17 protein-coding genes are annotated in these 18,275 nt (G+C 51.4%); 16 read left to right on the forward strand and 1 reads right to left on the reverse strand.

What is annotated here, in order from left to right; genetic code table 11:
• Positions 1-56 precede the first annotated feature (56 nt).
• The 15 genes from msrP (at position 57) to ABFI50_RS06935 (ending at position 16,109) form a co-directional block, all read left to right on the forward strand.
• Complete coding sequence (gene msrP, locus ABFI50_RS06865) at positions 57-1,058, forward strand: protein-methionine-sulfoxide reductase catalytic subunit MsrP (RefSeq protein ID WP_023331424.1); 1,002 nt, start codon at positions 57-59, stop codon at positions 1,056-1,058.
• The gene (gene msrQ, locus ABFI50_RS06870; protein ID WP_014885437.1) at positions 1,059-1,658 is read left to right on the forward strand and encodes a protein-methionine-sulfoxide reductase heme-binding subunit MsrQ; all 600 of its coding nucleotides are present in this window, start codon (positions 1,059-1,061) and stop codon (positions 1,656-1,658) included.
• Positions 1,659-1,892: 234 nt separating this feature from the next.
• The gene (gene aroQ, locus ABFI50_RS06875) at positions 1,893-2,345 is read left to right on the forward strand and encodes a type II 3-dehydroquinate dehydratase (RefSeq protein WP_023331425.1); all 453 of its coding nucleotides are present in this window, start codon (positions 1,893-1,895) and stop codon (positions 2,343-2,345) included.
• Positions 2,346-2,366: 21 nt separating this feature from the next.
• Positions 2,367-2,828 carry an acetyl-CoA carboxylase biotin carboxyl carrier protein gene (gene accB / locus ABFI50_RS06880; RefSeq protein ID WP_010436174.1) on the forward strand — a complete coding sequence of 154 codons (462 nt, stop codon included), beginning with the start codon at positions 2,367-2,369 and terminating at the stop codon, positions 2,826-2,828.
• A gap of 10 nt (positions 2,829-2,838) precedes the next feature.
• Complete coding sequence (accC, locus tag ABFI50_RS06885) at positions 2,839-4,188, forward strand: acetyl-CoA carboxylase biotin carboxylase subunit (protein WP_003860388.1); 1,350 nt, start codon at positions 2,839-2,841, stop codon at positions 4,186-4,188.
• Between the two features lie 222 nt (positions 4,189-4,410).
• Positions 4,411-6,312, forward strand: a complete 1,902-nt coding sequence (locus ABFI50_RS06890; RefSeq protein WP_347485696.1) for a M60 family metallopeptidase — start codon at positions 4,411-4,413, stop codon at positions 6,310-6,312.
• Positions 6,313-6,483: 171 nt separating this feature from the next.
• The gene (locus tag ABFI50_RS06895; RefSeq protein ID WP_228037406.1) at positions 6,484-8,382 is read left to right on the forward strand and encodes a M60 family metallopeptidase; all 1,899 of its coding nucleotides are present in this window, start codon (positions 6,484-6,486) and stop codon (positions 8,380-8,382) included.
• Positions 8,383-8,486: 104 nt separating this feature from the next.
• Positions 8,487-8,729 (forward strand): YhdT family protein, encoded by a 243-nt coding sequence (locus tag ABFI50_RS06900; RefSeq protein ID WP_014885441.1) that lies wholly within the window; start codon positions 8,487-8,489, stop codon positions 8,727-8,729.
• Positions 8,719-10,170 (forward strand): sodium/pantothenate symporter, encoded by a 1,452-nt coding sequence (panF, locus tag ABFI50_RS06905; RefSeq protein WP_347486091.1) that lies wholly within the window; start codon positions 8,719-8,721, stop codon positions 10,168-10,170. The genes ABFI50_RS06900 and panF overlap by 11 nt, the downstream gene beginning before the upstream one ends.
• 11 nt (positions 10,171-10,181) lie before the next feature.
• The gene (prmA, locus tag ABFI50_RS06910) at positions 10,182-11,063 is read left to right on the forward strand and encodes a 50S ribosomal protein L11 methyltransferase (protein WP_347485699.1); all 882 of its coding nucleotides are present in this window, start codon (positions 10,182-10,184) and stop codon (positions 11,061-11,063) included.
• Between the two features lie 128 nt (positions 11,064-11,191).
• On the forward strand, positions 11,192-11,932 hold the full coding sequence (locus ABFI50_RS06915; protein ID WP_032635399.1) for a carbonic anhydrase family protein: 741 nt from the start codon (positions 11,192-11,194) through the stop codon (positions 11,930-11,932).
• Positions 11,933-12,262: 330 nt separating this feature from the next.
• Positions 12,263-13,228 carry a tRNA dihydrouridine synthase DusB gene (gene dusB, locus ABFI50_RS06920; protein ID WP_200924599.1) on the forward strand — a complete coding sequence of 322 codons (966 nt, stop codon included), beginning with the start codon at positions 12,263-12,265 and terminating at the stop codon, positions 13,226-13,228.
• Between the two features lie 23 nt (positions 13,229-13,251).
• The gene (gene fis, locus ABFI50_RS06925) at positions 13,252-13,548 is read left to right on the forward strand and encodes a DNA-binding transcriptional regulator Fis (protein ID WP_000462905.1); all 297 of its coding nucleotides are present in this window, start codon (positions 13,252-13,254) and stop codon (positions 13,546-13,548) included.
• 179 nt (positions 13,549-13,727) lie between these two features.
• Positions 13,728-13,892 carry a DUF2556 family protein gene (locus ABFI50_RS06930; protein WP_014885446.1) on the forward strand — a complete coding sequence of 55 codons (165 nt, stop codon included), beginning with the start codon at positions 13,728-13,730 and terminating at the stop codon, positions 13,890-13,892.
• 135 nt (positions 13,893-14,027) lie between these two features.
• Complete coding sequence (locus tag ABFI50_RS06935; protein ID WP_045268630.1) at positions 14,028-16,109, forward strand: bifunctional diguanylate cyclase/phosphodiesterase; 2,082 nt, start codon at positions 14,028-14,030, stop codon at positions 16,107-16,109.
• On the opposite strand, the gene envR is transcribed toward ABFI50_RS06935, so the two are convergent.
• On the reverse strand, positions 16,025-16,741 hold the full coding sequence (gene envR, locus ABFI50_RS06940) for an acrEF/envCD operon transcriptional regulator (RefSeq protein WP_032635392.1): 717 nt from the start codon (positions 16,739-16,741) through the stop codon (positions 16,025-16,027). The genes ABFI50_RS06935 and envR overlap by 85 nt on opposite strands.
• 389 nt (positions 16,742-17,130) lie before the next feature.
• Here envR and ABFI50_RS06945 point away from each other — a divergent pair, with 389 nt between their 5' ends.
• On the forward strand, positions 17,131-18,270 hold the full coding sequence (locus tag ABFI50_RS06945) for an efflux RND transporter periplasmic adaptor subunit (protein ID WP_014885449.1): 1,140 nt from the start codon (positions 17,131-17,133) through the stop codon (positions 18,268-18,270).
• The last annotated feature ends 5 nt before the right edge of the window (positions 18,271-18,275 follow it).

Raw genomic sequence — 18,275 nt, forward strand, 5'->3', positions numbered from 1 at the left:
TTCGCGTGAAGCGCTCTCCTCCGTCATGCTTAGAAAAACGCATGACGGAGGATGCCATGAAAAACCGAAAACTGACGGAAGCCGACGTAACGTCCGAGTCTGTCTTTATGTTACAGCGCCGCCAGATCCTGAAAATGCTTGGCATCAGCGCCACTGCACTGACGCTCTCCCCTGCGGCACATGCCGACCTGCTCGACTGGTTTAAAGGTAACGATCGCCCTAAGGCGCCTTCCGGTGCTCCGCTTACGTTTACGAAACCCGCCGAGTGGCAAAACAAACTGACGCTCACCCCTGAAGATAAAGTCACCGGCTACAACAACTTTTACGAATTTGGTCTGGATAAGGCCGATCCTGCCGCCAATGCAGGCAGCATGAAAACCGATCCGTGGACGTTGAAAATTGACGGCGAGGTGGCAAAACCCCTGACGCTGGACCACCACGATCTGACCACCCGCTTCCCGCTCGAAGAGCGCATCTATCGCATGCGCTGCGTGGAAGCCTGGTCGATGGTTGTACCCTGGGTCGGCTTCCCGCTGCATAAGCTGCTGGCGTTGGTTGAGCCCACCAGCAATGCAAAATATGTCGCCTTCCAGACGCGCTACGCTCCGGACGAGATGCCGGGCCAGAAAGATCGGTTTATCGGCGGTGGACTGGACTATCCGTACGTTGAAGGACTACGCCTCGACGAAGCCATGCATCCCCTTACCCTGCTGACCGTTGGCGTATACGGCAAGGCGCTTCCTCCTCAAAACGGCGCCCCCATTCGGTTAACCGTACCGTGGAAATACGGCTTCAAAGGAATTAAGTCTATCGTCAGCATTAAGCTGACCCGCGAGCGTCCGCCAACGACCTGGAACCTGGCAGCACCGGGTGAATACGGTTTCTTCGCGAATGTGAATCCGCATGTGGATCATCCCCGCTGGTCGCAGGCGACTGAGCGCTTTATTGGCGCGGGTGGTGCGCTGGACGTTAAGCGTCAGCCCACGCTGTTGTTTAACGGGTATGCGGATGAAGTGGCTTCGCTTTACCGTGGCCTTAATTTACGGGAGAACTTCTGAGTGCGTTTAACGGCAAAGCAGATTACCTGGCTGAAAGTGCTGCTGCATTTAGCCGGGATACTTCCTTTTATCTGGTTGTTCTGGGCCGCCAGTCAGGGCCTCTTTAGCGCCGATCCGGCAAAAGATATCCAGCATTTTACGGGTCGGATGGCTCTGAAATTTTTACTGGCAACCTTGCTCGTCTCGCCGCTGGCGCGCTACGCTAAACAGCCATTATTGATACGTACCCGTCGGCTTTTGGGGCTATGGTGTTTTGCCTGGGCGACGCTGCACCTTACCAGCTACGCCCTGCTGGAACTGGGAATTAACAATCTGACACTGCTTGGCCGAGAGCTGGTGACACGCCCTTATCTGACGCTGGGTATCGTAAGCTGGCTGGTTTTACTGGCGTTAGCGCTGACGTCCACGCAATATGCGCAGCGAAAGCTGGGCAGACGCTGGCAGTTACTGCACAACTTCGTCTATCTTGTCGCGATCCTCGCCCCCATTCATTATCTGTGGTCGGTGAAGATCCTCTCCCCGCAGCCAGTCCTGTATGCGCTGGCGGCAGTGGCGCTTTTAGCATGGCGTTACAAGAAGTTCCGCCAGTGGTTGCGATAGTTCGCGAAACTGTGCGTTTTCCCGCAGATTCCCCCTCAACCGCAAATCTTTTTTGGATTGCGGTTGATAATCTTCCCTGATAAGACCAGTATTTAGCTGCCAAATGCTACGAAATCGTTATAATGTGCGACCTTGGTTCCCCTGACAGTGGTTTTTGGCCTCTGAAAAGGTGACATTTGCGCTTCGACGGTATATTTTGTTTTTTACCCGAAAATCGCAGGAGATAGCGGCATAATGACTGACAAGTTCCATATCTTAGTATTGAACGGACCGAACCTGAACATGCTCGGCACCCGTGAGCCAGAGAAGTACGGCACGCTAACATTGAGCGAAATTGTTAACCGTCTGAGCACGGAAGCAGCGTCGCTGAATGTGGATTTGGATCATTTTCAGTCAAACGCGGAGTACGCAATCATCGACCGTATTCATCAGGCTAAAGACAATGTGGACTATATCCTGATCAATCCGGCCGCGTTTACGCACACCAGTGTTGCTATCCGCGACGCACTGCTCGCGGTGAGTATCCCGTTCATCGAGATCCACCTGAGTAACGTGCACGCCCGAGAGCCGTTCCGCCACCATTCGTATCTGTCGGATATCGCTACTGGCGTTATCTGCGGACTGGGCGCTGACGGTTATTCATACGCTTTACAGACAGCGGTAAAACGCTTGTCACAATCACACTAAACAAGAGTACGGAACCCACTCATGGATATTCGTAAGATTAAAAAACTGATCGAGCTGGTTGAAGAATCAGGCATCTCCGAACTGGAAATTTCTGAAGGCGAAGAGTCTGTACGCATCAGCCGTGCAGCCCCAGCCGCTAGCTTCCCGGTAATGCAGCAGGCTTACGCTGCGCCAGTGCAGCAGCCTGCGCTCTCCGCAGCCGTTGCACCAGCAGCTGAAGCCGCACCTGCCGCTGCAGCAGAAATCAGTGGTCACATCGTACGTTCCCCAATGGTTGGTACTTTCTACCGCACCCCGAGCCCGGACGCGAAGGCGTTCATCGAAGTGGGTCAGAAAGTCAACGTAGGCGATACCCTGTGCATCGTTGAAGCGATGAAAATGATGAACCAGATCGAAGCAGACAAATCAGGTACTGTGAAAGCGATTCTGGTCGAAAGTGGTCAGCCGGTTGAATTTGACGAGCCGCTGGTCGTCATCGAGTAACGAGGCGAACATGCTGGATAAAATTGTTATCGCCAACCGCGGCGAGATTGCACTGCGTATTCTTCGTGCCTGTAAAGAACTGGGCATCAAGACCGTCGCGGTGCACTCAAGTGCGGATCGCGATTTAAAACACGTATTGCTGGCGGATGAGACGGTCTGTATTGGCCCGGCTCCGTCCGTAAAAAGCTATCTGAACATCCCGGCTATCATCAGCGCCGCTGAAATCACCGGCGCGGTGGCAATTCATCCGGGTTATGGCTTCCTCTCTGAGAACGCCAACTTTGCTGAGCAGGTTGAACGCTCTGGCTTTATCTTCATCGGCCCGAAAGCCGACACTATCCGCCTGATGGGCGACAAAGTGTCTGCGATCACCGCGATGAAAAAAGCCGGTGTGCCAACCGTACCAGGCTCTGACGGCCCTCTGACCGACGACATGGATGCTAACCGTGCTCATGCTAAACGCATTGGCTACCCGGTTATCATCAAGGCGTCCGGCGGTGGCGGCGGTCGCGGTATGCGCGTAGTACGCAGCGATGCTGAACTGGCGCAGTCCATCTCCATGACCAAAGCGGAAGCGAAAGCGGCTTTCAGCAATGACATGGTGTACATGGAAAAATACCTGGAAAACCCACGCCACATCGAAATTCAGGTGTTGGCTGACGGTCAGGGTAACGCGATCTATCTGGCAGAACGTGACTGCTCCATGCAGCGTCGTCACCAGAAAGTCGTCGAAGAAGCACCTGCGCCGGGCATTACCCCGGAACTGCGTCGCTACATCGGTGAGCGTTGCGCCAAGGCGTGTGTCGATATCGGCTATCGCGGGGCGGGTACTTTTGAGTTCCTGTTCGAAAACGGCGAGTTCTACTTCATCGAGATGAACACCCGTATTCAGGTTGAACACCCGGTTACCGAAATGATCACCGGCGTTGACCTGATCAAAGAACAGCTGCGTATCGCTGCGGGTCAGCCGTTGTCCATCAAGCAGGAAGAAGTCGTGGTGAAAGGCCATGCGGTTGAATGCCGTATCAACGCCGAAGACCCGAACACCTTCCTGCCAAGCCCGGGTAAAATCACGCGTTTCCACGCGCCTGGTGGCTTTGGTGTGCGTTGGGAGTCGCATATCTACGCCGGTTACACCGTACCGCCGTACTATGACTCAATGATCGGTAAGCTCATCTGCTACGGCGAAAACCGTGACGTGGCGATTGCCCGCATGAAGAACGCCCTGCAGGAGTTGATCATCGACGGTATTAAAACCAACGTTGATCTCCAGATGCGCATCATGAGCGACGAGCACTTCCAGAATGGTGGAACTAACATCCACTATCTTGAGAAGAAACTCGGCCTCAACGAGAAGTAATCTAAAAACACGCCTGTCTATCAGGCGTGTTTATTTTTTGCGTCCTTGTTTCTCACCCCAAACTATTTACCGTCACTATATCTCCAACCCAACCTAGAAATATTCAATATCATCATTTTTTCTACATTTACTTTTCATTATTCCTCGGTTCTTAACGATATTACAGCGTGATGTAATGAGTCCGTTTTTCTTAATATTTTCTCGATAACGGACATATCTTTTATGAATATACTGAAGAGTGGCATACAGAAAAAATGTGTTGCTGCTGCGCTGTTATGTGCATCGGTAACGTCTTTGCCTTTATACGCTGAAACCACGGCCAACTGGTGGGAAAGATGGCAGGATAACCAGGCCTTCAATGAAGCTCTGGATGAACTCGGTATGAGTTATCAACTGTTATCTGAAGATCCACAAAAAACCCTCACCCGTTCAGCCGACCCGACTGATGTTCTCTACTGGCAAAAGCGCACCATGCAAATTTATGGTGATGCTGACAAAGACATTTATTATATTCCAGCCATTGAAGATCATGATGAAGCTCGTGCCAGAACAGGCTTCACAGGTCGCAATCCCTATTTTAATACCTATTATTATGGTGAAGAGGGTGATACGTTCACATTGACCACCTCTTCCCAACCCGATGATGTGGTCTGCTACGCAGGACTGGAAAATCAATACAGCGGTACAATCACCACTAAATATCAGGTGCAGTTAAATGCCAATCACTCAACGCAATATACCCTGAGTGAAAATGGATTAATGCTGCTGGCCTGCTGGGATAAAAGTGGTACCTATAGCCATATGAACACACTCGTTCGTGTGGATGTCACATCGACGACCGCGAAAAAACACCCGCTATTTGTTTTCGGACTTAACACAAAAGAAGAGTGGAAGGCCCTGAGCCAGCAGAGTACACCGACCGGGCAAACGCTGCTGTTTGACGGGCGCTCTCGGTATGTCGTGAATAATTCCACCGCTAAAGCGTCACTGAATACCAATGTGCTGCAAATGCTGCGCGAACAATTAAGCTACGTCATGGACTATGATAGGGTTAACGGGCTTGATGGGTCATCGTATTTACATCAGCCTCTGCGTGGTTTGAATTTCGGTATTTTTAACAGCTGCTGCTGGTCTCAGGGAGGAGCCGGACGTATTGGGATCGGCTTTGGCAACAGCTTACCAACCGAAACCAGCTGGGGCCATTGGCATGAATATGGTCACCAAAATCAGATGACCTGGGCATGGGACGGGTTAACGGAAGTGACAAATAATATTATGTCCGTTTCAGCCTGCCGTGTGTTACGCGGAGAAGTAACGGATAAATCCTGTCACGAAAATCTGTATTACAACAATTTCTCCTGGGATCAGCAGGCCGTCGGTTCTTTCCTGAACGCTGGCGAAACACATCAGTTTGATACTGACAATGACGTCTTCCGTAAATTAATGATGTTTACCCAGCTGAAAACATCGTGGCCCGATCTCTTCGCTTATATTGGCAAAACCTACCGCGAAACCTATAACGAGGGTAAAGGCAAATCTCTGGTTGCAACCAATCAACAAAAAATTGATTTCTTTGTGGTCAATGCCAGCAAAGCAGCGGGACGTGATTTACGTGAATTCTTTACACGCTGGGGTTTAGACTATTCCGCTGATGCTGACTCACAAATTGCAGCCCTGAAATTACCTCAGCCGAACAAAGTGACAAAAACCTTTACCGGTAGCCTGAACGGCTCTTCCCCGATTACGATTGAAGTTCCGGCTGAAGATAACACTGTGAATATTGCTTTTGTGACCAACACGCCTAAGGCTGGCCCTACCTCTCTGGTCTGGGCTGAGGATGGTGAAACACCACTGTATGCGCAGGTTGTCGATAGTCGTAACAGAAGCTTCATTGTGAAACTGCGTGGCCAGAACAGCCATGGCGGCTGCAATATTCATTCCGTTAACACCGCGGTTAACTGCAACTCAGGAACAAGCGCATATTTAAGAGTCGCTTATAAAGCAGAAGATAATCCGCATCTGCCTCAGGGCAGCTATACGGGTGTTCTTCATCTGATTGCGCGTGACTGGCACAACACGGACTGGACGGCAAACGTGAATGTCGATCTCTCCATTGTGAAGTAAGTGCTTTATTGCTGCGCCAGTTTCTGGCGCAGCAGAAAATGATTCGGCCTGACTTGCTTATTTATCAGATTCACTACAATGAATATTAATTAGTTCTACATTTAATAATCCGTTACGAAATGTTGTAATTAAACAAGCTTCACCTCATGTTTAATTACGGACATTTTAACTATGAATATATTTCAACATGGAATAAAGAAAACTTTTTCCATCGCAGCACTACTCTGTGCGTCTGTTTCTTCCGCTTGTTATGCGGCGGAGACGGTCTCTACTAACCAAACGATGTGGGACGAGTGGAAAAATAATCCGGGATTTACTGAAGCACTCGATGAATTAGGTATTGACTACAATAATTTAATCAATCCAGCTTATGCATCAACCTATGATGTACAAAATGTCAATAACCCCCTGTTCTGGCTCAACCGTACTTTAAAAGTTTACGGTGAGGCTGAACAAGGTCGCTATCAAATTCCTGTTACCGAAGTTCATGGCAATGGCACGAACAGAACCACCAACGGTGGACGTAATAATTACTTCTTAACGCATACATGGGGCGTCAAGGGTGAAAACGTTACCCTCCGTCTCGGTGATGTTCCGCAAAATGTTTCCTGCTATGCTGCCGTTGATCCTAACTACGAAGGTATTGTCGGTCCTGCTAATGAGCTTATTCTGAATGCAAACGGTGACACAACCTACACATTCTCTCAGAACGCGCTGCTTATCGTTGGGTGTCAGGATAAAACCAAAAAAATGGAGAATATTGATACATTCGTCTCCGTTGATATTGTTAACGGCGGTACGTATCACCCCCTCTTTATCTTTGGTATGAATGACAGAGCCGAGTGGCGCCAGCAGGCACAGGCCACAACGCCATCAGGCTACCACTTTATGTTTGATGGCAGGACACGCTTCGTTGCAAGTCAGGCAATTGCGCAAAACTCAGCAACTAAAAATATAGAGCAGACCCTCCGCCAGTCGCTGCTGCGAACCATTACTTATGACAAAGTCGATGGGCTGGATGGCTCGAGCTGGTTGCACCAGCCTAGCCGTGGCTTGCTCTTCGTCTCTTATCAGAGCTGCTGCTGGGCAAATAGCGGGCAAGGGCTGATTGGCGTGGGTGGTGACAGCTCAATCCCTGAGACGCCGAGCTGGCTCGACTGGCACGAATACGGTCATCAGTTCCAGATGGGATGGTCCTGGAGTGACCAGGGAGAAGTTACCGTCAACCTTTATTCTATCGCTGCATGTTACACCACCCTCGGCGATACCGATTTCAAAAACTGTCATAGTAATGAAGGCTTTTACGGTTTCGGTTGGGATCAACAAGCTATCGGCACTCTGCTGAAATCCGGGCACACCTGGAATTTTGCTAAAGAAGATCTGTTCCGTAGGGCGTCTTTCTTTGGTGAAATAATGACGAGCTGGCCACAGCTTTACCCGGCACTGTCGAAAGCTTACCGTGAAGTTAACCAGAATGACCCAACCCTGGTTAATAGCAGCCAGAAAAAAATCGACTGGTTTACGCTTAATGCCAGTAAAATCGCCGGCGTTAATCTGAACCAGTATTTCCAGCAGTGGAATATTCCCCTTTCCGCAGAGGCGATTGCAGCAATTAATGCGCTGAATTTACCTCAGCCTAAGAAAGTTGCGAAAACCTTTACCGGTAGCCTGAACGGCTCTTCCCCGATAACGATTGAAGTTCCGGCTGAAGATAACACCGTAAATATTGCTTTTGTGACCAACACACCTAAGGCGGGCCCTACCTCTCTGGTCTGGGTTGAGGATGGTGAAACGCCACTGTATGCGCAGGTTGTCGATAGCCGTAACAGAACCTTCATCGTGAAACTGCGTGGCCAGAACAGCCATGGCGGCTGCAATATTCATTCCGTTAACACCGCGGTAAACTGCAACTCTGGAACAAGTGCATATTTAAGAATCGCTTATAAAGCAGAAGATAACCCGCTTTTGCCTCAGGGCAGCTATACGGGTGTTCTCCACCTGATTGCGAATGACTGGCACAACACTGACTGGACGGCAAACGTGAATGTCGATCTCTCCATTGTGAAGTAAATGCTTTATTGCTGCGCCAGTTTCTGGCGCAGCAGAAAATGATTTGGTATCCCCCCTGCAATGCGTACAATCCGCCTCTCACTATGAATTATCCAGGAGAGTGGATGGACGCTCGTTTTGTTCAGGCCCATAAAGAAGCGCGCTGGGCGCTGTGGCTGACCCTTCTCTATCTTGCCGCATGGTTGGTAACCGCTTACTTACCTAATTCAGACATCGGTATTACCGGCCTGCCACACTGGTTTGAAATGGCGTGCCTGCTGGTACCGCTGGTATTTATCCTGCTGTGCTGGGCAATGGTTAAATTTATCTACCGGGATATTCCGCTGGAGGACGATGATGCAGCTTGAAGTCATTCTGCCGCTTGTCGCATACCTGCTGGTCGTATTTGGCTTGTCCATTTATGCCATGCGTAAAAGGGCGACCGGCGCCTTTCTGAATGAGTATTTCCTCGGTAGCCGTTCGATGGGCGGCGTCGTGCTGGCCATGACGCTGACGGCCACCTACATCAGCGCCAGTTCATTTATCGGCGGTCCCGGTGCCGCGTATAAGTACGGGTTAGGCTGGGTACTGCTGGCCATGATCCAACTGCCTGCCGTCTGGCTTTCTCTGGGTATTCTGGGTAAAAAGTTTGCCATTCTGGCCCGGCGCTATAATGCCGTGACGCTCAACGATATGCTGTTTGCACGCTACCAGAGTCGCTTGCTGGTATGGCTGGCAAGCCTGAGCCTGCTGGTCGCCTTTATTGGTGCGATGACGGTGCAGTTTATCGGTGGAGCTCGTCTGCTGGAAACGGCAGCCGGGATCCCCTACGAGACAGGGTTGATTATCTTCGGGGTAAGCATTGCGCTGTATACTGCGTTTGGCGGATTCCGCGCCAGCGTGCTGAACGATACGCTGCAGGGAATGGTCATGCTGATTGGCACGATCGTTCTGCTGGTGGGCATCGTTCATGCTGCGGGTGGACTTACGCATGCGGTGGAAACCCTGGAAGCTATTGATCCGAAACTGGTCTCGCCGCAAGGCGCGGATGATATTCTTTCTCCGGCATTTATGACGTCGTTCTGGGTGTTAGTCTGCTTTGGGGTGATTGGTCTGCCCCATACCGCCGTGCGCTGTATCTCCTATAAAGACAGCAAAGCCGTTCACAAAGGCATTATTATCGGGACGATTGTCGTCGCGATCCTGATGTTCGGCATGCATCTGGCGGGTGCATTAGGACGTGCAGTCATCCCTGACCTTACCGTGCCGGATCTGGTGATCCCGACACTGATGGTTAAAGTGCTGCCGCCATTTGCCGCCGGGATTTTCCTTGCTGCGCCAATGGCCGCTATTATGTCCACTATCAACGCCCAGCTACTGCAAAGCTCCGCGACGATCATTAAAGATCTCTATCTCAACCTGCGTCCTGAGCAGGTAGAAAATGAACGTCGCCTGAAGCGTATGTCAGCCATTATTACGCTGGTGTTAGGGGCATTGCTGCTGTTAGCCGCATGGCGCCCGCCGGAGATGATCATCTGGCTGAACCTGCTGGCGTTCGGCGGCCTTGAAGCCGTTTTCCTCTGGCCGCTGGTGTTGGGTCTCTACTGGGAACGTGCCAATGCTGCAGGCGCGCTGGGCGCGATGATTGTTGGCGGGGTGCTGTATGCCCTCCTCGCAACGTTTAAGATTCAGTACCTGGGCTTCCATCCTATTGTGCCTTCGTTACTGCTAAGTTTACTGGCGTTTGTGGTGGTGAACCGTTTCGGTCAGCCCGTCCCACAGTCCGCTATGATTTCTACTGATAAATAAAGAGTTTTGCCATGCCGTGGATCCAATTAAAACTGAACACAACCGGCGCGAACGCCGAGGAACTGAGCGATGCGCTGATGGAGGCCGGCTCGGTCTCCATCACCTTCCAGGACACGCATGACACGCCGGTCTTCGAGCCGCTGCCGGGCGAAACGCGCCTGTGGGGTGATACCGACGTCATTGGACTTTTCGATGCCGAGACCGACATGAAAGAGGTCGTCGCCATCCTGGAAAACCATCCACTGTTAGGTGCAGGTTTCTTGCACAAAATCGAACAGCTGGAAGATAAAGACTGGGAACGGGAGTGGATGGATAACTTCCACCCGATGCAATTTGGCAAGCGACTGTGGATCTGCCCAAGCTGGCGCGAAGTGCCAGATGAAAACGCCGTCAACGTGATGCTCGACCCGGGCCTGGCATTTGGTACCGGCACCCACCCGACCACCTCCCTGTGCCTGCAGTGGCTGGACGGTCTGGATCTGGCAGGAAAAACCGTGATCGACTTCGGCTGCGGCTCTGGGATCCTCGCTATCGCGGCGCTGAAACTCGGTGCGGCAAAAGCGATTGGGATCGACATCGATCCGCAGGCAATTCAGGCCAGCCGCGATAACGCCGAGCGTAACGGCGTCTCCGATCGTCTGGAGCTGTATTTGCCGGATGCGCAGCCAGCGGCCATGAAAGCCGACGTGGTGGTCGCCAACATCCTGGCAGGCCCGTTACGTGAACTGGCACCGTTAATCAGCGTACTGCCCGTTGAGGGCGGTCTGCTGGGGCTTTCAGGTATCCTGGCAAGCCAGGCCGACAGCGTGTGTGAAGCCTACGCGGATCTCTTCGCCCTTGACCCGGTGGTAAAGAAAGAAGAGTGGTGCAGGATCACCGGTCGTAAAAAATAAGCATTTGGCGTGGTCATCTGACCACGCCTCTCCTCCACTGATAGTCCTCTCTCCCCGCGCATTTCTCCGGTAAAATAACCACACAAATCATAATGATTTGAATTACAACAATTCACCGGAAGAATATTATGAAACACATTACTGGCAAGGCAGCGCTGATTGCGCTGAGTATGATCTCGACTTCAGCTTTCGCTTCACACTGGAGCTACGAAGGGGAAGGTTCACCTGAACACTGGGGTGAACTGGACGAGGCCTACAAGACCTGTCAAAACGGGATGAATCAGTCTCCGATTAACATTGAATCGACCGCAAACGCCCATTTCTCTCCGCTTAAAACGCACTACAGTGATGGCCCTATGACGTTGACGAACAATGGCCATACCATTCAGGCCAGTGAGAAAGCGGATACCCGCGACACGATAACCCTGGATAATCAAGCCTGGACTCTGCAGCAGTTCCATTTCCACGCGCCGAGCGAGAACACCGTGCATGGCAAAAAATACGCAATGGAAATGCATCTGGTGCATAAAAATAACGCAGGTGAGCTGACCGTAGTGGCCGTCATGTTTGATAAAGGCGCCGCGAACCCGGAGCTTGATAAACTGTGGAGCGTGATGCCCCAGCAGGCCGAACAGAACATCTCCATTAAGCAGGATCTCAACCTGAACAAGCTGCTCCCGGTCAACAAAACTTACTGGCGCTTCAGCGGTTCGCTGACCACCCCACCTTGTTCAGAAGGCGTCACCTGGATTGTGCTTAAGCACCCTCTCACGCTTTCTGCTGAGCAGCTGGAGAAATTCACCCATACAATGCATCACGATAACAACCGCCCGGTACAGGCTCTGCATGGCCGTCTTGTGGTCGAATAATCTGCATTTTTTGCCCTGAGATCATGTTCTAAAATGCGACAGAGATCGCAAAGAAGTGAGGAAATCTGCTGCGAAAAACAGCAGATTATCCCGCTCAACTGTCGCGTTTAATGAGAAATGATGAGAAGTTACGGGAAATTGTAAGCGCTCAAAAAACAATCATTTAATTATAACCCAATGATTTAAATGATGAATAATTTTTAACGGAATGATTGAGCGGCGATTCCTTGATCTACAACAGTGGATTGTTCAAAGTTTGGCCTTTCATCTCGTGCAAAAAATGCGTAATATACGCCGCCTTGCAGTCACAGTATGGTCATTTCTTAACTCATGCGCATCGGACACCACCAGCTTAGAAATCGCCTGATCGCAGCCCCAATGGCAGGTATTACCGACCGGCCGTTCAGGACGCTGTGCTATGAGATGGGAGCCGGTTTAACCGTATCCGAGATGATGTCGTCTAACCCGCAGGTCTGGGAAAGCGATAAATCCCGCCTTCGGATGGTGCACATTGATGAGCCAGGTATCCGCACCGTGCAAATCGCCGGAAGCGTGCCTGAAGAGATGGCAGTTGCCGCGCGTATTAACGTGGAAAGTGGCGCCCAGATTATTGATATCAATATGGGTTGCCCGGCCAAGAAAGTGAATCGCAAGCTTGCAGGTTCAGCCCTTCTGCAATACCCCGATCAGGTGAAGTCTATCCTGACGGCGGTTGTCAGCGCGGTGGACGTTCCTGTTACGTTGAAGATTCGCACGGGTTGGTCGCCGGAACACCGTAACTGTGTAGAGATTGCCCAACTGGCCGAAGACTGTGGCATTCAGGCCCTGACCATTCATGGACGCACTCGCGCCTGTTTGTTCAATGGTGAAGCTGAATACGACAGCATTCGGGCAGTTAAGCAGAAGGTTTCCATTCCGATTATCGCGAATGGCGACATAACTGACCCGCTTAAAGCCAGGGCTGTGCTCGACTATACGGGAGCTGATGCTCTGATGATAGGACGTGCAGCTCAGGGAAGACCCTGGATCTTCCGGGAAATCCAGCATTATCTGGACACTGGGGAGCTGCTTGCCCCACTGCCTCTGGCAGAGGTTAAGCGCTTGCTTTGTTCGCATGTTCGGGAACTGCATGACCATTACGGTCAGGCAAAAGGGTACCGAATTGCGCGTAAACACGTCTCCTGGTATCTCCAGGAGCACGCTCCAGATGACCAGTTTCGGCGCACATTCAACGCCATAGAGGATGCCAGCGAACAGCTGGAGGCGTTGGAGGCATACTTCGAAAATCTTGCGTAATGAAATAAAGAGCTGACAGAACTATGTTCGAACAACGCGTAAATTCTGACGTACTGACCGTTTCTACCGTTAACTCTCAGGACCAGGTAACTCAAAAGCCCCTGCGTGACTCGGTTAAACAGGCACTGAAGAACTATTTTGCTCAACTGAATGGTCAGGATGTTAATGACCTGTATGAGCTGGTACTGGCTGAAGTTGAACAGCCACTGTTGGACATGGTGATGCAATACACCCGCGGTAACCAGACCCGCGCTGCGCTGATGATGGGTATCAACCGTGGTACTCTGCGTAAGAAACTGAAAAAATACGGCATGAACTAATTTCGATTAGCGAAATGCTTGTTTAAAAAGGCGCTACTCGGCATGGGGATGCGCCTTTTTTATTGCCTGCCAATGCTATCGTCAACACTTTGTAAACCCTCGCGTATCCCGCTTTTAAACCGCAACTTTTCGTGTATATTTCCACCACTTCAGTGGTTCTCTTCACGCGGAATGACACAATGATTCGTAAATACTGGTGGCTGGTTGTCTTTGCAATCTCCGTTTTCCTCTTCGATGCCCTTTTGATGCAGTGGATTGAACTGATGAGCACTGAAACCGACAAGTGCCGCAATATGAACTCCGTGAACCCGCTCAAATTAGTGAACTGCTCAGAACTCGATTAACGCCCTGACGTCACTGCCCCCGAATTACCCACTAAAAACGGGGATTTAAAACCCTTTGAGCCGTTACCTTACGGTGATAATGTCTCGCCCTTCTCAACCTCTCCTGCTTAACGTCAGACACGAGTAGAACCGACCATGCTGGTTAGCCAATACAACCTTATCCTTGTAGTTCTCTCCTTCGTTGTGGCCATCCTCGCGTCGTATACCGCACTGAATATGGCGGCACGCGTCGCCGGAAGTCAGGGCGTCGCCGCCCGCGTCTGGTTGGCTGGCGGCGGTATTGCGATGGGCATTGGCGTGTGGGCCATGCACTTTATCGGCATGCTGGCGATGGACCTCTCCATGAGCATGAGTTACAACGTCAGCCTGACCATTTTATCCATGGTCATTGCCGTGGGTTCTTCACTGTTTGCACTCTGGCTCGTCAGCTGTGAACAACTGCGCTTGCGCCGTCTGCTACCCGGCGCGCTGGTGATGGGAAGCGGTATTATCGCCATGCATTACACCGGTATGGCCGCGCTGGAAGTGAGGCCCGGTATCGTCTGGGACACGTTGTGGGTGGCCATTTCAGTCGTCATTGCCCTTGCCGCTTCGCTTGCTGCATTGTGGCTGACCTTCCGCCTGCGTCACGAAGCGGCTCAGGTCGTGCTGATGCGTCTGGGTGCCGCCATCACAATGGGCATTGCCATTGCCGGTATGCACTACGCCGGGATGAGAGCCGCGCAGTTTCCAATGTCGACGATGACGCACCATGTTGGTATTAACAGCAGCTGGCTCGCCATGCTGGTCAGCGTCGTCGCGCTCTCTATTCTTGGGATCACCCTGCTGGTGTCGATGCTGGATGCCCGTCTTCAGGCACGTACTGCCCTACTGGCCTCATCGCTTGCAGAAGCGAACCGGGAACTTGCTCAACTGGCGCTGCAGGATACGCTAACGCGCCTGCCCAACCGCATCCTGCTGGAAGACCGACTCGATCAGGCGATCAGTAAAGCCGATCGTGAAGGAACCCATTTTGCGCTGATGTTTATGGATCTCGACGGCTTTAAAGCCATCAATGACGCCTATGGTCATGATGTCGGTGACAAACTGCTGGTCGCCGTTACGCAGCGTCTGCTGCTGCTTCTGAAGGGCCAGTTCACTCTTGCACGTATCGGCGGTGATGAGTTTGTTCTGCTGGCTGAGGGCGAAGGCCCGGACGATGCGGCCTCGCTGGCAAATTCGCTGGTACGCGCGATCGATAGCCCGTTCAACCTCGACCCGTATGAACTGATGGTGACCCTCAGCATTGGTATCGCTTTTTATCCTCACGACGGCAAAACCGAACGCGAGTTGATGTTTAACGCCGACGCGGCGATGTACCACACCAAGCATATGGGCCGAAACGGTTATCACTTTTTCCAGCCTTCCATGAACACCCTGGCGCAGACCCATCTTCAGTTAATGAACGATTTGTGGATGGCCATCGAACGCAATGAGCTGCGCCTGTTGTATCAGCCAAAATTTCACGCGCCCGCAGGACCTCTCCTCGGGTTTGAGGCACTGTTGCGCTGGCAACATCCTAAGCAGGGACTACTGACGCCGGATCTTTTCCTGCCACTGGCGGAAAAGACGGGGCTTATCATCCCTATTGGTAACTGGGTGATCAATGAAGCCTGCCGCCAGCTGAGAGAATGGCATCTTCAGGGACATCAAGACTGGTCAATGGCTGTAAACCTGTCGACATTGCAGTTTGAACAACCATCACTGGTTAAAACGGTTCTCGACTGCCTGGAGCGCCATCAGGTACCGCCGGAAATGCTGATCCTGGAAGTTACGGAAACGACGGCAATGAGCAACCCGGATGAGAGCGTACGGGTGCTGACAGAATTGACGAATGCAGGCGTGAAAGCGTCCATTGATGACTTTGGAACCGGGTATTCAAGCCTACTGTATCTCAAGCGCTTACCGGCCTGTGAACTGAAGATCGACAGAGCATTTGTAAAAGAGTTAAGCGGGGAAAGCGAGGATGCCACCATTGTCTCGGCGATTGTGGCTCTCGCAAAAACACTTAACCTGAAAGTCGTGGCTGAAGGTGTGGAAACCGAAGCCCAGCAAACCTTTTTAACAGAGCTGGGTTGTAACACCCTTCAGGGTTATCTGTTAGGCAAACCAGCCAGCGCGCAGACCATAGAGGCGCTTTGTGCGCGAGGTGAAATGTTGCCTGGCGCTGAGCTGTAGTCATCCTGAGGCGACACGCGCAAGACAGGGAGTGTCGCCAGAATACTGTCGACCAGCGCGGGTGCCTGTTGATAGAGATTAAAACTGTCGGTATTCATTAACCAGTTTTTAATGATTCCGCTAAAAAAGCCATGCAATACAATCATGGTCAGTTCAACATTCATCTGCGCCGCAACGATTCTCTGAGAAATACATTTTTCCAGCGTAATACGTAAAGAATCATAATTAAAGCCAATGCGTTTACGGATTTCATCTTCTGAAATCATATCGCTATGAAACTCACATTTATGATACAGAATTTGTAAAAGCGCGCATTGCCGGGGTTCATGCGCGATATACTGTAGCGCAGTAATAAATTGCTCACGAAGCATTAACAACGGGTCATCATTTTCGGAAAGAGAAAGCCTGTCGCAAATAATGTCACGCAGCGGTAATTGCTGTTCCCAGATGGCATTAAATATCTCTGCTTTACTGGTAAAGTGCCAGTAGATGGCACCGCGCGTAACCTTTGCGGCATCCGCGATATCCGTCAGCGTCGTGCTGGCCACGCCACGCGTCGCAAACTGCCCGATAGCCGCCTCAATCAACTGCTGTCGGGTCTGTTGAGCCTCTTCTTTCTTTTTACGCGCCATAGGCAGCTACTCGTTACTCACTGGGTTTATACGTAACCTCGGGTTCGGATGGCTGGAATTATTCCCTAAAACCCGTTTTCATTTTGCACAAAAAAAGTCAAATCCCTTAACTCATAATTTATACAAATGCATAATCAATATTTAATTCATGATGTGAATATTTTAAGGCATTAAACCCTCTTTATCTGGTTAGCCTGGAGGGGAGTATATTCATATCTTCTCCGGGCCCCATTCTGATTTTTCCTTCACGCCTCGTCATTCGCACTTATAAATTAAAAAACATTAAATATCCTCATTATTATACGCAGCTACATTTTATTTTTTTATCCCTCTGCCCCAACGACCGTTCTACGGCAAATCTCGGTTAATGGGTATTTAAAGGAACAGTAATGACGAATCATTTCAGACGTTTGCCCTTATCCGGTTTCATTGTCTGCGCTGTACTGCTCTCTGGATGCGATGGCCAGGAAAACCAACAACAACATCCCCAGGCACCTCAGGTCAGCGTGCATATCGTGAAAAGCGCGCCGCTGGCGGTCACCACTGAACTCCCGGGCAGAACGGATGCATTCCGCGTGGCGGAGGTTCGTCCACAGGTTAGCGGTATCATCCTGCGTCGTAACTTCACGGAAGGTAGCGATGTAAAAGCAGGAGATTCGCTTTACCAGATTGATCCTGCGACCTATCAGGCGGCTTACGATAGCGCGAAAGGTGAGCTGGCGAAGGCCCAGGCGGCGGCCAATATTGCGCATCTGACAGTAAAACGTTATCTCCCGCTGGTAGGCACCCAGTATGTCAGCAAGCAGGAGTATGACCAGGCCGTGGCAACAGCCCAACAGGCCGATGCCAGTGTTATCGCCGCCAAAGCCGGCGTCGAAAGTGCACGTATTAACCTTGCCTATACCAAAGTGACGTCTCCCGTCGATGGGCGCATCGGCAAATCCAGCGTGACAGAAGGTGCTCTCGTCACGAACGGGCAGGCCTCTGCACTGGCAACAGTCCAGCAGCTTGATCCGATTTACGTCGACGTCACCCAGTCCAGCAATGAATTTATGCGCCTGAAACAGACAAGCCTGCAAAAAGGCGACACGGCCAGCAGCGTTGAACTGCTGATGGAAAATGGTCAGCCTTATCCGCTGAAAGGTACTTTGCAGTTCTCAGACGTCACGGTGGATGAAAGCACCGGTTCGATTACCTTGCGCGCCATTTTCCCTAACCCTCAACACCTTCTGTTACCCGGGATGTTCGTTCGCGCCCGCATTGATGAAGGCACACAGCCGAATGCAATTCTGATTCCCCAGCAGGGTCTGACCCGTACGCCGCGAGGTGATGCAACCGTCATGGTGGTTAACGATAAAAACCAGGTTGAGCCACGCACCGTCGTTGCGCCTCAGGCCATTGGCGATCGCTGGCTGGTGACGGAAGGGCTGAAAAACGGTGACCGCGTGATTGTCAGCGGATTACAAAAAGCCAGGCCAGGTGCCACCGTCGTCGCCACCCCAGATACCACCACAGCGCCCGCCAGTTAAGGAAC

Origin of the sequence: Enterobacter sp. HNDS-6, from assembly GCF_039850505.1 — a bacterium.
Taxonomy (GTDB): domain Bacteria; phylum Pseudomonadota; class Gammaproteobacteria; order Enterobacterales; family Enterobacteriaceae; genus Enterobacter; species Enterobacter kobei.

Excerpts from the sequence above, each read along its gene's own strand:
- msrP (WP_023331424.1), top strand. The coding sequence starts at position 57 with ATGAAAAACCGAAAACTGACGGAAGCCGACGTAACGTCCGAGTCTGTC.
- aroQ (WP_023331425.1), top strand. The coding sequence starts at position 1,893 with ATGACTGACAAGTTCCATATCTTAGTATTGAACGGACCGAACCTGAAC.
- accB (WP_010436174.1), top strand. The coding sequence starts at position 2,367 with ATGGATATTCGTAAGATTAAAAAACTGATCGAGCTGGTTGAAGAATCA.
- accC (WP_003860388.1), top strand. The coding sequence starts at position 2,839 with ATGCTGGATAAAATTGTTATCGCCAACCGCGGCGAGATTGCACTGCGT.
- ABFI50_RS06890 (WP_347485696.1), top strand. The coding sequence starts at position 4,411 with ATGAATATACTGAAGAGTGGCATACAGAAAAAATGTGTTGCTGCTGCG.
- ABFI50_RS06895 (WP_228037406.1), top strand. The coding sequence starts at position 6,484 with ATGAATATATTTCAACATGGAATAAAGAAAACTTTTTCCATCGCAGCA.
- ABFI50_RS06900 (WP_014885441.1), top strand. The coding sequence starts at position 8,487 with ATGGACGCTCGTTTTGTTCAGGCCCATAAAGAAGCGCGCTGGGCGCTG.
- panF (WP_347486091.1), top strand. The coding sequence starts at position 8,719 with ATGCAGCTTGAAGTCATTCTGCCGCTTGTCGCATACCTGCTGGTCGTA.
- prmA (WP_347485699.1), top strand. The coding sequence starts at position 10,182 with ATGCCGTGGATCCAATTAAAACTGAACACAACCGGCGCGAACGCCGAG.
- ABFI50_RS06915 (WP_032635399.1), top strand. The coding sequence starts at position 11,192 with ATGAAACACATTACTGGCAAGGCAGCGCTGATTGCGCTGAGTATGATC.
- dusB (WP_200924599.1), top strand. The coding sequence starts at position 12,263 with ATGCGCATCGGACACCACCAGCTTAGAAATCGCCTGATCGCAGCCCCA.
- fis (WP_000462905.1), top strand. The coding sequence starts at position 13,252 with ATGTTCGAACAACGCGTAAATTCTGACGTACTGACCGTTTCTACCGTT.
- ABFI50_RS06930 (WP_014885446.1), top strand. The coding sequence starts at position 13,728 with ATGATTCGTAAATACTGGTGGCTGGTTGTCTTTGCAATCTCCGTTTTC.
- ABFI50_RS06935 (WP_045268630.1), top strand. The coding sequence starts at position 14,028 with ATGCTGGTTAGCCAATACAACCTTATCCTTGTAGTTCTCTCCTTCGTT.
- envR (WP_032635392.1), bottom strand. The coding sequence starts at position 16,741 with ATGGCGCGTAAAAAGAAAGAAGAGGCTCAACAGACCCGACAGCAGTTG.
- ABFI50_RS06945 (WP_014885449.1), top strand. The coding sequence starts at position 17,131 with ATGACGAATCATTTCAGACGTTTGCCCTTATCCGGTTTCATTGTCTGC.